13 protein-coding genes and 1 riboswitch are annotated in these 14,126 nt (G+C 59.0%); of the genes, 9 read left to right on the top strand and 4 right to left on the bottom strand.

Going from position 1 to position 14,126, the window contains the following annotated elements:
* Positions 1-68: 68 nt before the first annotated feature.
* Positions 69-160, top strand: a riboswitch (SAM riboswitch).
* Between the two features lie 124 nt (positions 161-284).
* The 9 genes from ANI01nite_RS06965 (at position 285) to ANI01nite_RS06925 (ending at position 9,416) form a co-directional block, all read left to right on the top strand.
* Positions 285-1,916: an ABC transporter substrate-binding protein gene (locus ANI01nite_RS06965; RefSeq protein WP_255314448.1), complete on the top strand. Its 1,632-nt coding sequence runs from the start codon at positions 285-287 to the stop codon at positions 1,914-1,916.
* An 11-nt stretch (positions 1,917-1,927) separates the two neighbouring features.
* Positions 1,928-2,884 (top strand): ABC transporter permease, encoded by a 957-nt coding sequence (locus ANI01nite_RS06960; protein ID WP_013347654.1) that lies wholly within the window; start codon positions 1,928-1,930, stop codon positions 2,882-2,884.
* 14 nt (positions 2,885-2,898) lie between these two features.
* Positions 2,899-3,786 carry an ABC transporter permease gene (locus ANI01nite_RS06955; protein ID WP_141356970.1) on the top strand — a complete coding sequence of 296 codons (888 nt, stop codon included), beginning with the start codon at positions 2,899-2,901 and terminating at the stop codon, positions 3,784-3,786.
* 28 nt (positions 3,787-3,814) lie between these two features.
* Positions 3,815-5,437, top strand: a complete 1,623-nt coding sequence (locus ANI01nite_RS06950) for an ABC transporter ATP-binding protein (RefSeq protein WP_141356968.1) — start codon at positions 3,815-3,817, stop codon at positions 5,435-5,437.
* A 38-nt stretch (positions 5,438-5,475) separates the two neighbouring features.
* On the top strand, positions 5,476-6,717 hold the full coding sequence (locus ANI01nite_RS06945; RefSeq protein WP_141356966.1) for an acyl-CoA dehydrogenase family protein: 1,242 nt from the start codon (positions 5,476-5,478) through the stop codon (positions 6,715-6,717).
* 2 nt (positions 6,718-6,719) lie between these two features.
* Complete coding sequence (locus ANI01nite_RS06940; RefSeq protein WP_141356964.1) at positions 6,720-8,138, top strand: NtaA/DmoA family FMN-dependent monooxygenase; 1,419 nt, start codon at positions 6,720-6,722, stop codon at positions 8,136-8,138.
* Between the two features lie 103 nt (positions 8,139-8,241).
* A complete protein-coding gene (locus ANI01nite_RS06935) occupies positions 8,242-8,658 on the top strand; it encodes a CoA-binding protein (protein WP_141356962.1) in 417 nt (138 codons plus the stop codon).
* Positions 8,639-9,088, top strand: coding sequence for an MmcQ/YjbR family DNA-binding protein (locus ANI01nite_RS06930; RefSeq protein WP_255314447.1), 450 nt, complete (start codon positions 8,639-8,641; stop codon positions 9,086-9,088). The genes ANI01nite_RS06935 and ANI01nite_RS06930 overlap by 20 nt, the downstream gene beginning before the upstream one ends.
* Positions 9,089-9,092: 4 nt before the next feature.
* The gene (locus tag ANI01nite_RS06925) at positions 9,093-9,416 is read left to right on the top strand and encodes a putative quinol monooxygenase (RefSeq protein ID WP_038991945.1); all 324 of its coding nucleotides are present in this window, start codon (positions 9,093-9,095) and stop codon (positions 9,414-9,416) included.
* A gap of 65 nt (positions 9,417-9,481) precedes the next feature.
* Here ANI01nite_RS06925 and ANI01nite_RS06920 read toward each other — a convergent pair whose 3' ends face one another.
* From ANI01nite_RS06920 to fepB, 4 genes are all read right to left on the bottom strand, one after another.
* Complete coding sequence (locus tag ANI01nite_RS06920) at positions 9,482-11,512, bottom strand: 5'-nucleotidase C-terminal domain-containing protein (protein ID WP_141356960.1); 2,031 nt, start codon at positions 11,510-11,512, stop codon at positions 9,482-9,484.
* Positions 11,513-11,687: 175 nt separating this feature from the next.
* On the bottom strand, positions 11,688-11,900 hold the full coding sequence (locus ANI01nite_RS06915; RefSeq protein ID WP_038991944.1) for a hypothetical protein: 213 nt from the start codon (positions 11,898-11,900) through the stop codon (positions 11,688-11,690).
* 170 nt (positions 11,901-12,070) lie between these two features.
* Positions 12,071-12,778: an HNH endonuclease family protein gene (locus tag ANI01nite_RS06910; protein ID WP_141356958.1), complete on the bottom strand. Its 708-nt coding sequence runs from the start codon at positions 12,776-12,778 to the stop codon at positions 12,071-12,073.
* Between the two features lie 144 nt (positions 12,779-12,922).
* Positions 12,923-14,086, bottom strand: coding sequence for a Fe2+-enterobactin ABC transporter substrate-binding protein (gene fepB, locus ANI01nite_RS06905; RefSeq protein WP_170214594.1), 1,164 nt, complete (start codon positions 14,084-14,086; stop codon positions 12,923-12,925).
* Between the last annotated feature and the right edge of the window lie 40 nt (positions 14,087-14,126).

The following is a 14,126-nucleotide window of genomic DNA, read 5'->3' as shown; positions in this document are numbered from 1 at the left end:
CTTACGTAACGCTTGTCTGCTGAATTCACGGGTTGCAGACTTGAATTGTTCGGCCGGTACAGCCGCACACCCCATCCAGAGCGACCGAGAGACCTGGCTCGTTGAAGTCGCAGCAACCACCCGTAAACGGGAGCGGTGCTAAGGCCGGGACCGATGGAGATTGCTAATTTTCACGACAGTCTGCCGGGAGAAACTCGCCAAGAGTAGTCCCACGAATCATGGCAGAACGTACAGGGAATCTAGGCGTAATCCTCGGGTCACCAACCGAGAGGACATTTGAAATCATGCGTACAGCACATTTTGGACTGAAGACCACTGCGATTCTTGCCGTTCTGGGCTTATCGCTCACCGCGTGCGGCGGCAACGCCAATAAGACGGGCGCAGCGCAGGCGGTAGCCGATCCAGGGACGCCGGTTGAAGGAGGCACCTTCACCTTCGCTGAAGTCACCCCTATCAACAATTGGCAGACTCAGGCAGCACGCTTCTATGAGAAGGCGAATGTTCTGAACTCAGTGCTTGATCGCCTGACCTACTATGACGTGGAAGCCGGCAAACTGGTTGGCTGGATCGCCAGCGAGTTCGAAGCCAATGAGGACCAGACGGAGTTCACTTTCACCATTCGCGACGGTGTCACTTTCTCAGACGGCTCCAAGCTGGATGCTGAGGCTGTGAAGCTGAACCTGGACGCCCTTGGAAAGGGAATCAAGTCTGCCCAGATTGCGCCAAACGTTGATTTTGCCGCCTATAAGTCGGCAGAAGTCGTAGGGGGCAACAAGGTCAAGGTAACGCTCAAGCGACCAGATGCCAATTTCCTCAGGTCGACTTCCTCCGTAACTGCTGGTTTGGTGTCCCCGAAGACCCTTGAACTGGACAATGCCGCGCAGTCTTCGATCTCCAAGATAGTTGGTTCCGGCCCATTCGTCTTCGAATCGGAAAAGCCTGATGAAGAAGTCGTTTTCAGCAGCCGGGATGACTACGCCTGGGCGCCAGAAACTGCCCCGAACCAGGGCGATGCCTACCTGGATACCCTGGTTATCAAGTACCTTCCAGAGGTCGCTAGCCGTGCCGGCGCCGCCCAGTCCGGGCAGGTGGATCTCGTCCGAGGATTGCAGCCGGTAGACGAACAGGTGCTGGCCTCCAGCGGCGGCAAGGTTTATGCCGCCGAAGGGGTGGACCTGACCACCAACCACGCGGCCGTGCGCATTGGCTCGGGAAAGCTGGAAGACGTCAAAGTCCGCCAGGCACTGCAGGTTGCAATCGACCGCCAGGCCATCAAAGACACCGTTCTCTCGGATAGCTATGTCATTTCGGGATCGATCCTCAACCACAAGGCACCAGGGTTTGTAGACCTGTCAGCAGAATTGGCTTATAACCCGGAAAAGGCCAAGCAGTTATTGGACGAGGCCGGATGGAAGCCGGGCGCAGATGGCATTCGGGAGAAGGACGGGAAAAAGTTGGAAGTCACGGTTTCCACCTCCAATAACTCCGTAGTCATCAAGCCAGCGTTCGAACTGATTGAGCAGCAATGGCGCGAGATCGGCGTCCAGCTGATCAACCGCGCGGCGGACAATACTTTCCTGACCAACGCACTTGTCGACGACAAGGTGGAGTTCTTCGGAACTCGCCAGTTTGCGTACGGCGGACTGGGCCCGGTCTATGCACCTGCGAACAACAGCCAGACCCTTCGCGCTGATCCTGAACTGAACAAGCTTTTCACCAAAGAGCAGTCGGCGACCACCGATGAGGAACACCTGAAGCTGGTCGAAGAAGAACAGCGTGCCCTGGTGCTGGATAAGGCCCTGACGCTGGTTCTTTGGGACGAAGTCCAGGTCTATGGCGCCAATAGCTCGGCGAACGTCGAGTTCACTTCCGGTACCGCGCCCATCTTCCAAGGTGCTTGGAAGAGCGAAGGCTAGGAACCAAATCCATGGGCACTTACATCGTAAAACGACTGGGACAGGCGCTTCTGGTCATCTGGCTTGCCTACACAGCGGTTTTCATTGCCGTGCAATCCTTGCCGAATGACCCGGTCACGATCTTCCTGAGCACTGACTCGGCGGCGGATCCGGCCACCATTGCCCAGATGAAGGCATACTACGGATACGACCAGCCGCTCTTCGTGCAGTACTTCTCGCAGTTGCTCGGGCTGCTTCGCGGGGATCTTGGATATTCGTTATCCAATGGTTCGGAAGTGGCAACGCGCATCGGGGAAGTCGCTGGATCAACCTTGATTCTGGCTGGCAGTGCATTCGTTCTTTCAGTGGTATTCGCCCTGATTATCGCGTCGGCTGCGAGCCTGGCCAGAGGCGGCAAGTTGCGCAAGGCGCTGCTGAACCTGCCACCTTTGATGGTTTCGATACCTGTTTTCTGGTTGGGTCTGCTGCTCTTGCAGCTGTTGGCCGTGCAGCTCGGCGTGATGTCGCTGTTCCCGGATGGATCGTTCATGTCGTTGGCGGTGCCAATCTTCGTGCTGGCCGTGCACCTGAGCGCTCCGATTGCCCAGGTCCTGATCAAGAGCGTGCAGGAAGTGAATAGGCAACCGTTTATTGAAGTTTTGCGCGCCAAAGGCGCAAGCGAAGCATGGATCTTCTACCGGCACACCTTGAAGAACGCGGCCCCGGCCGCGCTATCCATTGCCGGTATCACCATTGGTGCCTTGCTCGCTGGTTCCGTCATCACCGAGACCGTGTTTTCCCGCGCGGGATTAGGCCAGCTGATCTTGCAGTCAGTGACGGCGCAGGACATTCCACTGGTCCAGGGATTGGTGCTGCTGACCGCAGTCGTTTTCACCGCAGTCAACTTGCTCGTTGATCTCATCCACCCGCAGCTCGATCCACGCATCGTCACGTCAACAAGCGGCGCAACCCGCTCGCTTGTTGCGTAAGGAAAGTAGGACTAATGAGTCTCATAACCGAACACGTTGGATCGGTGGACACTGCTGACCAGCCGCTAGCTTCAACCAAGACTGCAACCAAAATAGGAAATCCAGCAGCACGCTGGTTTGCCGCTTGGTGGGTTCTCATTCCGCTGGCCGTATTTGTGGCGTGGGCTTTTCTTCCATCGCTCTTTACGGGCCACGACCCGATTACTGGTGTGCCGGCTGACAAGCTGCTAGCGCCATCCGCGGAACACCTGTTCGGAACCGACCATCTGGGGCGTGACATCTACAGCCGAGTTGTCTACGGAACGCGCCAGACCCTGCTGACCGCGGGCCTGGCGTGCTTGGTTGGAAGCGTTGTCGGCTCGATCCTCGGTCTGCTGGCGGGCACTGCTGGACGTTTCGCAGATACCGTGGCAATGCGATTTGTCGATATTGTCCTGGCAGTTCCGGCCTTCCTCATTGCGCTGATTCTGGTCACCGCGACTGAACCTGGACCGCTGTCCTTGGGCCTGGGTGTAGGCATCGCCTCGATCGCGGTATTCGCACGCCTCGTGCGCACAGAGGTGCTGAGGGTCCGCTCTCGAGATTTCGTGCAGGCAGCGTTAATGAGTGGCGGGAAGTACTTCACGGTGCTGCGTCGGCACATCATCCCGCATATCGTCGGTCCGGTGCTGTCCTTGCTAGCTGTGGATCTGGGTGCTGCAATTCTTGCGATCTCCGGTTTAGGGTTCCTCGGCTTCGGGTCGCCACCGCCAACCCCTGAATGGGGACTGCTGATTTCCGAAGGCCGCCAGTACCTTTCGGTGGCTTGGTGGCTGACGACATTGCCGGGATTGGTCATCGTGTCGGCGGTCATGCTGACAGCCGTACTGGGACGTGCCATCAACAAGGCATTCCGCTTCTAGCTCTACACTTCGATGAACGGACAAGACCATGAACGCAACCAGCAACGCTTCTTCTGCGGTGATCCGCATAGAGGACTTAACAGTCCAGTATGCCCAAGGCACCGTAGCTGCTGACAGCATCAACTTGGAAATTCCAGCGGGACAAATCGTTGCCATTGTCGGTGAATCCGGCTCGGGCAAATCAACGCTGACCAAGACCCTGATTGGCCTATTGCCACAGGGGACGGAGGTCCAGGGAAGCGTGCGTTTCGGCGGTACTGAAGTCACCAATCTTTCTTTGTCCGACTGGCGTGCCATTCGTGGTGCCGGAATCGGCTTAGTCCCGCAGGATCCGGGCGCCTCGCTGGATCCCGTGAAGACCATTGGCTCCCAGATCATCGAAGTATTCCGTTTGCATCCGTCACGCTCAGTTCCAAAGGCCCAGTGGCGCTCTAAGGCAATCGAACTGATGCAGAGCGTTGGCATCGACCGGGCGGAAAGCCGGCTGGATCAATTTCCGCACGAGCTTTCTGGCGGGCTGAAGCAACGTGTATTGATTGCCATCGCCTTCGCGTTGAATCCTCAACTGCTCATTGCGGATGAACCCACCAGCGCCTTGGACGTCACCGTCCAGCGCACAGTTTTGGAAGTTTTCGTTTCGCTGGCTCGGAAGAAGGGAACCACTGTACTCTTCGTAACCCATGATCTGGCTGTTGCGACTGACATCGCAGACCGGGTACTGGTCATGAATTCGGGGAGGCTCCTCGAAGATCGCAGCGTTCCGGCGCTGGTTGCACAGAGCACTGAACCGTACACCAAGGCACTGCTCGACCAGGCCTATGCGCATCAGGACCGGCAGCAACCTTCAACCTCAGACGACATCGCGATCACAGTGGAGGGACTCGGCAAGGTCTTCGGCAAAGGCCGCAACGAGCACCAGGTTCTTTCCGACGTCAGTTTCGAAGTGCAGCGAGGCACCACGTTCTCGCTGGTAGGCGAATCCGGTTCCGGAAAATCCACAACAGCAAAAATCATCATGGGAATGCATCCAGCCACCGAAGGATCGGTGCTGGTCAACGGCAGAGAAGTTGCCAACATCAGCGGCAAGCAGCGCTATGACCTGTGGAGGGACGCGCAACTGGTCTATCAGAACCCCGACTCTGCCCTGGACCCGCGACAGTCGATCGGCTCGATCATCGCTGAACCAATGGTCAACTACCGTCTGGGTGATTCCGCTAGGCGTGCCCAGCGAGTCGCGCAGTTGATGGATCAGGTGAATCTGCCAGAACAGCTGGTCGGAAGACGCCCAGGAGAGCTTTCCGGGGGACAACGCCAACGCGTCGCCATTGCCCGGGCTCTGGCAAGCGGTGCCAAAATTCTCGTCCTCGATGAAGCATTGAGCGCACTTGATGTACTCACCCAGGAACAAATACTTGAGTTGCTCGACCAGTTGCAGCGCGAAGAACAACTGACCTACCTGTTCATTTCCCATGATCTGCATGTGGTGGAACGGATCAGCCACCGCGTTGGCGTGATGTGCCGTGGGCAAATTGTCGAGTCGGGAACCGTCGATGAAATCTATTCCAATCCCCAGCATGAGTACACCAGGACCCTGCTTGCGGCGAATCCCGGCAAGGTACTTCGCGAATTGGCCGATTCGCGTACCGCCTAGCCATTTCACACCAATTCCAAAATCTACTAGGAGCATCCATGAGCACTGAAGCCTTGGCAACATTCCGTCCTTCCGCCCAGCAGCACACCGAAGCCGCTTACCAAGAACTTTTGGCACACTTCAGCCAGGTATTTGCCCGTATCGCGCAGGGCGCCACCGAACGCGAACAGCAGCGCATCCTGCCTTTCGAACAGGTGCAGTGGCTCAAGGACGCAGGATTCACCACCTTGCGCGTGCCAGCCAGCCACGGTGGCTCGCCGATTAGCCATGAGCACCTGTTCCGCCTGCTTATCGAGCTGGCGGCAGCCGACTCCAACGTAGCCCACTTGCTGCGCAGCCACTTCTCGTTCGTGGAAACCATTGGCCTGCAGCCTCAGGAGTTCCAGGACCGCTGGTTCCCGCGGGTGCTTGCGGGGGAAATCTTCGGTAATGCCGCCACCGAGCGCGGCGGCAACGCCCTGGGCAGCACCAACACCAAACTCGTCAAGACGGACGCCGGGTGGGTGCTGCGCGGCGAGAAGTACTACACCACCGGATCGATCTTCGCGGACTGGGTTGTCGTCATGGCCACCACCGAAGGCGTTGAGGGGCGGCAGTACGCGGTAGTCGAACGCCACGCCAAAGGCGTCGAAATCCTGGACGACTGGGACGGATTCGGCCAGCCGCTGACCGGCACCGGCACCGCGATCTTCACCGACGTCGCGGTGGACGAGCAGAACATCATCCAGCGCAAGGTGGCTTCCACCCTGGAGCCGGCGTTCTTCCAGCTCTGCCTGCTCTCGGTACTGGTTGGCATCGGCAAAGCAGCCCGGAACGAAGCCGCCCGAATCGTGGCGACCCGCACCCGTACCTTCAACACCGGCTCCGGCGCGTTGTTCAAGGACGACCCGCAGATCCAAGAGCTCGTAGGACGCCTTGCCTCGAACGTATTCGCCGCAGAATCAATTGTGGTGTCGGCGGCCCGCGACCTGGACGCAGCACTGGACCCGAGCCTCGGCTTGAACGCGGAGGAAGCCTTCCTGCGCGCCGAGCTTGCCGTGCAACAGGCGCACGTGGCCGCACCGAAGCTGGTCTTGGATGCCACCAGCGAACTCTTCGACGTCACCGGCGCCTCAGCGGTATCCACCTCGAAGTCGCTGGACCGTTTCTGGCGCAACGCGCGCACCGTCGCCACCCACAATCCAGTGGCCTTCAAGGCGCGTTCGGTGGGCGATTACTTCATCAACGGAACCATCCCGACGGGTTTGCACTCGATCGGCGAAGCCAAGGGAGCCAAGTAGCCATGGGAACCTTCGAATCCCGGCCGCGCTTCCTGCTGTCGGCCTTCCTCATGAACACCTCAAGCCACATCCTCGGCGGCATGTGGCGCCACCCTGAGGCGCAGCAGCACAAGTTCAACGAGCTGGATCTGTGGGTGGACCTGGCGAAGAAGCTGGAAGACGCCAAGTTCGACAACTTGTTCTTCGCCGACGTGGTGGGCCTCTACGGCGACCACGAAGGCGGCTGGGCCTCCCACGTGCGCAAGGGCATGCAGGTGCCCAGCCACGACCCGATGGTGCTGCTCTCCGCGCTGGCCGCTACCACCAAGGATATTGGCCTGGCGATGACCAGCTCGGTCATCCAATCCCACCCATTCCAGTTTGCGCGGCAGATCTCCACCTTGGATCACCTGTCGCAGGGCCGCGTGGCGTGGAACATCGTCACCAGCGTGCTGGAGAACTCGCACCGCAATTTCGGCGGTGCGAGCCTGGTCGCGCACGATGACCGCTACGCCTGGGCCGAGGAATATGTGGAAGCGGCCTACAAGCTGTGGGAAGGGTCCTGGGAGGACGACGCGCTGCTGGCCGACAAGGAGTCGGGCATCTACGCCGACCCTGCACGGGTCAACAAGATCAACCATCGTGGCGAGCTGTACTCCATCGATGGTCCGCATCTGGCTCTGCCCAGCGCACAGCGCACCCCGTTCCTATTCCAGGCAGGCTCCTCGCCACGCGGTTCCCAATTCGCCGCGACGCATGCGGAGGCGACGTTCCTGTTCGCCCCGCACCCGCAGTATGTGGCGAAGAAGAATGCGCAGTTGACCAGCAACCTGCAGGCCGCTGGCCGCACCCGCGAAGACATTAAGGTCTTCGCCGGACTGTCCTTCGTGGTCGGTTCCACGGAAGCTGAAGCCAAGGCCCTTGAAGCTGAGTACGACCAGTACCTGGATCCGCACGCCATCATCGCCCACATCGGCGGAGGCATCGGAGTGGATCTGGGTGGACTGGATCTGGATACCCCGCTGGGGGATGTGAAGACCGAAGGCGCCCAAGGCGTGCTGGAAGCGGCGCTTGCCTCGACCCCGGGACGCAACCCAACCCTTCGCGACCTGGCGCACTACCGCGCCAAGGCGCAGCAGATCGTCGGCACTCCGGAACAGATCGTTGATGAGCTGGAACAATGGCAGGACGCAGGGATTGATGGGTTGAACATCATGAACCACGTACTGCCCGGATCCTATGACAACTTCATCGAAGGCGTCCTTCCGGAGCTGCGTCGCCGCGGCCTGGCGCAAACCGGGTACACGCCGGGGAGCCTGCGGCAGAAGGTGTTCGGCCGCGGAGACAAGCTTCCGGAAAATCATCCGGCGGCCCAATACCGCGGAGCGTTCACGCAGAACAGCGCAGCATCCACCCAGAAAGCAGCGCAGCTGCAGCACTGAATTCCGCAAGCTTGAAAGGCCAGTGGCATGGATGGGTCCGGGCCACTGGTCTTTCTTTGATGCCCGGAAGCTGAATCGCCGGCAACGCGGTATGGTGACGTGCATGGACACCCATCACGTAAATGATCCAGAGACGATCCGCAGGCTGTTGAGCACACCGGGACGCTGGGCCGTTGTCGGCCTGACCAATAATCCCGTTCGCGTGGCTCCTTCCATCGCACGGTTCCTGCGCGACGAGCTGTCGATGAAGATTTTTCCTGTGTCATTGAGCGGGGAAACCGTGATGGGCGAACCGGGGTTCGCAAAGCTTGCTGATATCCCGGAACCCATCGATGTGGTGGATTGCTTCGTGAACTCCTCCAAGGCGGGGGACATCGTTGACCAGGCGATCGCCGTGGGCGCCAAAGCGGTGTGGCTGCAGCTCGACGTGATCGACGAAGCCGCTGCCCAGCGGGCCAAGGACGCGGGATTGGACGTGGTGATGGATACCTGCCCTAAGATTGAGTACCCATTCCGATAGCGAGGAATTGATGGCAATATCAGCTGCTCAAGATGAACTGGAAAATGCGTGGGTGCAGCTGTGCCTGAGCATGCCGTGCGCTTATGCCGATTATCCTTTTGGCCCTGAGAGCACCGTATTCAAGGTGGCGGGCAGGGATCCTGGCAAAGGCAAGATGTTCGGGCTGATCATGCACCTGAATGGTGAATTGGTGCTGAACCTGAAATGCGAGCCTGCCCTTGCTGACCAGCAACGCAGCGAGCATCCGCAGATCACCCCGGGCTATCACATGAACAAGAAGCACTGGAATTCCGTGCGTGCTGGACTCGACCCGAACCTGATGCGTGAACTCATCGAGGATTCCTATGATCTGGTGGTCGACGGCATGCCCCGGAGGGACAAAGAATACATCCGCCTGCAAGGCACAATTAACAAGGGGAGCATAGAATAGAGGCATGTACTTCATCGTTGTTAAATACCAGGTAAAGCCAGAATCAACCCCGACCTTCATGGATCAGGTCGCTGAATTCACCGCGGCTACCCGCGCCGAGGAAGGCAACATCTTCTTCGACTGGTCCGTGAGTGTCGAAGACCCCAACGAATTCGTGCTGGTCGAGGCCTTCCGTGATGACGAGGCCGCTGCGGCACATGTGAACTCGGCGCACTTCGCTGCCGGTCTTGAATCCATGCGGCCACACTTGGTCTCCACCCCGAAGATCGTCTCCCGCAAGGTGGATGGCGAGGGCTGGGATTCCATGGGCGAATTGGTCATCGATTAATTTACCGGGATAAAGGCAAAGGGAAGAACCTCAGCGGTTCTTCCCTTTGCCTTTGCCTGTGGACCTTAGCGGCCGGCCTTGTTGCCGAAGCGGCGTACCAGAATCAAGGCGATTCCGGCCAGGACAACTACACCGGCGATGATGCCGATCCAGCTGGCGTTGAAGCCGGTGTCGGCCAGATCATCGGTGTTTTGATCCGGGGAGTCCTTCTTTGGCTCGTCAGAAGCATCTGGGGATTCACTTGCATCCCCAGTTGGCTCTGGCGAACTGGTTGGCTCTCCGGTGGGCTCGTCGGTCGCATCTTCAGATGGTTCCGGCGAAGCGGTTGGCTCGGTTGGATCCTCGGTCGGGTCATCCGAAGGAACCGGCGACTGTGTTGGCTCTTCCTCTTCGAGCAGGACCGCGCGGCCCAGGGGAGCCGGCTCGACGACGTCGTGCGCCTTGAAGTAGTTCACGGTGGCGTCCAAATCGATCTGGCCGGAGTCGGCGTGATCGGTGCCGTCTGCGAAGGCGATGAAGTTATCGCCACCGGTCGCCAGGAAGGCGTTGGCCGCGACCCGGAAGGTTGCTTCCTCGTCCAGCGGCTCGCCGTTGAAGGTGATGTCCTTGATGTGCTCGCCCTGGGCGGCTTCCTCAACGTAGGTGTAGGACAGTCCCTCGGAAATGCCCAGATGCAGCTTGGAGCGCTCCGAGCCAGCCGGCTGCCACTGCTGCTCCAGCGCCTCGCGGATCTGCGCTCCGGTGAGGTTGAAGGTGATCAGGGTGTTGGCGAATGGCTGGACTTCGGCCGCGTCCTTGTAGGACACGGTGCCGTCTTCACCGTAGAGCAGGTCGGCACGCAGGCCGCCCGGGTTCATGAACGCGATCTCGGCTGGTTCGCCGGCAAAGTCGTCGTTCGAGGTGGCCCACAGGTGGATGTCCGCTACGGTGTTGCCCAGAGTGGATTCAACTCCACGGTCTGAGCCTGGTTCTTCGCCGCCGCGCAGGATGTCTTCGGAAATAGCGCCGATCTTCACGCTGCCGACCACTTCGGCTTCGGCTTCAGCGTTGCTGACGATCTCTGCAACCTGGGCGTTGGCCTCGAAGTTGCCCGCCCATTCGCCGTCGGCGCCCTCAGCGGCCAAGGCGATTCGTTCGGTGCCGGCTTCGGTGACTTCGCCGGTTTCGGGATCCACCTGCAGGGAAACCTTGCCCAAGGTGGTGCCGTACTGGTGGGACTGGATCACTGGGCGGTCCGCGATGTCGCAATCGTAGGACTGGTGGGTGTGGCCCGAGAAGATCGCGTCAATCTCATCGCTGGCTTCGCGGATGAGCTTGCCATAGGTGCTGTCTTCGGCAGCAATATCAGCGCACTGGTCGCCAGCGGAACCATTATGGGTCAGCAGCACCACCACATCGGCCTCGCCATTCGCTTCATCGCCGTCGGAGAGCTGGGCTGCTACCCGGTTCGCTGCTTCCAGTTCGCTGCCGAAATCCAGATCGGCAATGCCGGCTGGGGAAACCAGCGAGGGCATGTCCTCGGTAACGGTGCCGATGAAGCCCACGGAAACGCCGGAGACTTCACGGATCGCATATTCCTGCAGGGCAGGAGTCTTGGTGCCCTTTTCATAGACATTGGCGCCCAATGCGAAGTCTGCACCGTTTTCACCGGTGGAATCAGCGTAGCTGTCGATGACGCGTCCAGCCAGATCAGCAAAGCCCTTGTCGAACTCGTGGTTGCCTACTGCCGAGACATCCAGGCCGCCGGCTCCGAGCGCCGCGATGGTTGGTTCATCATCCTGGGACGCGGAAGCGAAGGTCGAAGCGCCAATGTTGTCCCCAGCAGAGACGAACAGGGTGTTCTCGTTTTCTGCGCGCAGTTCGTCAACGGCGCCGGCGAGCACCGCAGCACCTGCGGAGCTCCTGTCTGCGGAAATGCGCCCGTGGAAGTCGTTGATGCCGACTAAGTCCACGGTGACTGCTGCGGCATTCGCGGCTGCGGAAGAAGATGGGCTCTGCGTGGACGTAGCCTGGGCTGCTGCGGCACCGCCGGCCGCCAGCGAAATCGTCGCCAGCGAGGCGAGACCGAGTTTACTTATCTGCCTGAATGCAGACATGGGTACTCCTAAATGTGACGAGTGTGACAAGGTATATGTCTATCGCATCTGAATGAACATGTCGATGCTTTAGCGTTAAATTTAGGTGCAGAAGTACAAGTTCTGGCGGTTATTCAACAGAAGCAACCTCCCAGCCATAGGCCGAGAGGTTGCTTCTGGAAATGGAAGTTTGCAGCTATTGCCGACGCTTTCGCGGGGGGTCTCCCGCGGTAACGGTGGAGGAGCCGACAATCGCTTTCAGCAGCAGCATCGCTGCTCCAATGAACATGAGGGTGGAGACGACCCAGCAGGCAGTGGCCGTATCGCGCTGCGCGGTGTTCAGGGCAAAAGAGAAGATGAATCCGCTGGAAACCAGCAGGAGGACTCCGGGAATTCGTGTCTTCATCATGCGCCTTTGCAGTGGAGGATTAGGCCAAGCGATCGCAGAACATAATCGCTATCGTGTTGAATAACATCCATCTTGCCACAAATCCATCGACTTTACGATAGGCCTTAAGGTGGATATTACCTTGGGATATCCTGTGTCCGGCTATTGATGCAGGCAAAGCTGCTTGGCTGCTAGATGCAGGAATTCAGCAGTTTCCCGATCGCGGCGTGCTCTGCCTTGGTCATCCAAACTCCGTATTTGGCTTTTACCTGGGTCTGCCGCGAGACATAGTCGCAGCGGAAATTCTTGTTCGGCGGCAGCCACGATGCGGCGTCCTTGTCGCCCTTAGCGGCATTAGTCGGCCCATCGGAAGCCAGCAGGTTCAACGGGTCGTTGGCAAATTCCAGTCGGGTGTCGGCATCCCAGCCCTGCGCTCCCTTTTGCCAGGAATCGGACAACGCGACAACATGGTCGATCTGCACCGCGGTGCTGGTGTCTTGGCCACGCTTGAATTCAATGGTCTTGCCCGTATAGGGATCATCGAACCGCCCCCTCAGGACAACGCAGGGTCGAGCGGCCGACTTATAGGTCACGTCCACCAAATCTCGCGACAGGATGTCGTTGCGCGCGTCGCATCCATTGCGGTCCGGATCTTTCCACCCCTTGCCGAACTTTGCTCTGTCGTAGCCGGTTTTCGGCGCGCGGCCCTTCACAGCAATTTCGTCGAGCAGTTCGAGGGATTCCGCATAGATCTCACGTTGCACTGCGGTGCTTGGGGCAGGTGCGCCTTGCGCATCAGGCAGGGGAGGGAACTCTGCGCTATCCAGTGAAGAGCACGAACTGAGTACAAGAGTGGATACGAGGGTGAAAAACGCTAAGGTGCGACGCAGCAAACGCATGCGGTGGTACTACTCCTAAAAGTGGCCGGTGCTTGAGCATGAAAATGCCTCTGACTTGAACTATAGGCAGTGGGGCTGACGATTTAGCCGTGCCTGCTTCGTGTGGTGGCGTGACTTTGAATGCACAGGCATAAGAGACTGCTGCTATTCAAGCTCGGAAGAACTCAGCCCTGGGAAATCGTGCTCGAAATAGTCCAGGATCTCCTGGGCTGCGTAGTAATCCAGCAGGTGCGGGGCGCTGAGCGGGAAGACGGAGCCGCTTTGCACCGAAGGCAGCTGGGCTAATGATTCATCCGCGGTAAACTCCATGGCGGTTTTCTTGTTCGCCGCCAGCAGGAAGGTGGCATCGCCAGTGAGCGCCGCTGGCAGGTCTTGGTAGCTGACGAAACTGAAATCCTCCCTTGGCTGCGTGGACGTGTCGAACTGCTTTGGCGTTGAAACCATCGTGAAGCCGAGTCCGCTCAGCAGCTGCGCGTACGGCCCGGCGGCCTTGGCGATCGGAGAGGTGCCACGGGCAGCATAGGAAATGAGCGAGGCGGTAGTTCCGGAAGGGATTGACAGCTTCGCTCTCAGTGTTGAGATCCGTTCGGCAACGGCTGCGGTGTTCTGCTGTGCCTTGTCTTCGGTGCCGGTGGCTTCCCCCAGCAGTTTTGAAAGTTCGTTCCAATCCTTATCCGCATAGTCCAAGACAATGGTTGGTGCAATCTTTCGCAGCGCACCAATCTTGCCTAATTCGGAGTCTGCGCCTGTCGCCGCCACAATGATGAGGTCAGGCTTCTGCTCAGTGATTTCTTCCAGATCGAACTTTCCAACTTCATAGAGCGAATCGACTTTGCGAGCCGAGGCAACATCAGCCCAGTGCTTGAAGAAGCCGTCGCGATCAGCGTCTGGTCCTTCCGGTGCCGTCGCGCTGGCAATGACCGGCGCGTCCAGGGCCAGCAGAGAGCCCGTAAGCCCTACCGAGGTCGAGACTATGCGTTCAGGTTTTGCCGGAATCCTTACGGTGTTCTGCATTGAATCCGTGAACGTGCGAGGCCAGTGCCCGACGTCAAATGCCGCTGTGCCCGTATCCCGCGCTGGCTCGGCAGGTGTCGTCGCGCACGAGCCAAGGGAGAAGGCTAATGCGCTGATGAACAAGGCAACTGCGATTCGTGACAAGCTGGGGCGCACTAAAGTTCTCCTGGGCCGATGGCCAAAAACTGGCCAGGCGGCATATGACGGCAATGTATTACTCGAAATCTCTTTCCGAACCCATTTTATGTTCCCCAGCCGCAGGCACGCCCCTTGGCGCAAGAACAAGCGGATCACGTTGACTGCGTAAACCGCTGCTTCTTGCGCAGGGGAGCCG

The organism is Glutamicibacter nicotianae, from assembly GCF_006539525.1.
Classification (GTDB): Bacteria; Actinomycetota; Actinomycetes; order Actinomycetales; family Micrococcaceae; genus Glutamicibacter; species Glutamicibacter nicotianae.
Note: the sequence above shows the minus strand (reverse complement) of the source record. Positions and strands in the feature narration are given on the sequence as shown.

What these genes read in the sequence shown, in the direction of transcription:
- ANI01nite_RS06965 (WP_255314448.1), top strand. Translation starts at nt 285, where the DNA reads ATGCGTACAGCACATTTTGGACTGAAGACCACTGCGATTCTTGCCGTT.
- ANI01nite_RS06960 (WP_013347654.1), top strand. Translation starts at nt 1,928, where the DNA reads ATGGGCACTTACATCGTAAAACGACTGGGACAGGCGCTTCTGGTCATC.
- ANI01nite_RS06955 (WP_141356970.1), top strand. Translation starts at nt 2,899, where the DNA reads ATGAGTCTCATAACCGAACACGTTGGATCGGTGGACACTGCTGACCAG.
- ANI01nite_RS06950 (WP_141356968.1), top strand. Translation starts at nt 3,815, where the DNA reads ATGAACGCAACCAGCAACGCTTCTTCTGCGGTGATCCGCATAGAGGAC.
- ANI01nite_RS06945 (WP_141356966.1), top strand. Translation starts at nt 5,476, where the DNA reads ATGAGCACTGAAGCCTTGGCAACATTCCGTCCTTCCGCCCAGCAGCAC.
- ANI01nite_RS06940 (WP_141356964.1), top strand. Translation starts at nt 6,720, where the DNA reads ATGGGAACCTTCGAATCCCGGCCGCGCTTCCTGCTGTCGGCCTTCCTC.
- ANI01nite_RS06935 (WP_141356962.1), top strand. Translation starts at nt 8,242, where the DNA reads ATGGACACCCATCACGTAAATGATCCAGAGACGATCCGCAGGCTGTTG.
- ANI01nite_RS06925 (WP_038991945.1), top strand. Translation starts at nt 9,093, where the DNA reads ATGTACTTCATCGTTGTTAAATACCAGGTAAAGCCAGAATCAACCCCG.
- ANI01nite_RS06920 (WP_141356960.1), bottom strand. Translation starts at nt 11,512, where the DNA reads ATGTCTGCATTCAGGCAGATAAGTAAACTCGGTCTCGCCTCGCTGGCG.
- ANI01nite_RS06915 (WP_038991944.1), bottom strand. Translation starts at nt 11,900, where the DNA reads ATGATGAAGACACGAATTCCCGGAGTCCTCCTGCTGGTTTCCAGCGGA.
- ANI01nite_RS06910 (WP_141356958.1), bottom strand. Translation starts at nt 12,778, where the DNA reads ATGCGTTTGCTGCGTCGCACCTTAGCGTTTTTCACCCTCGTATCCACT.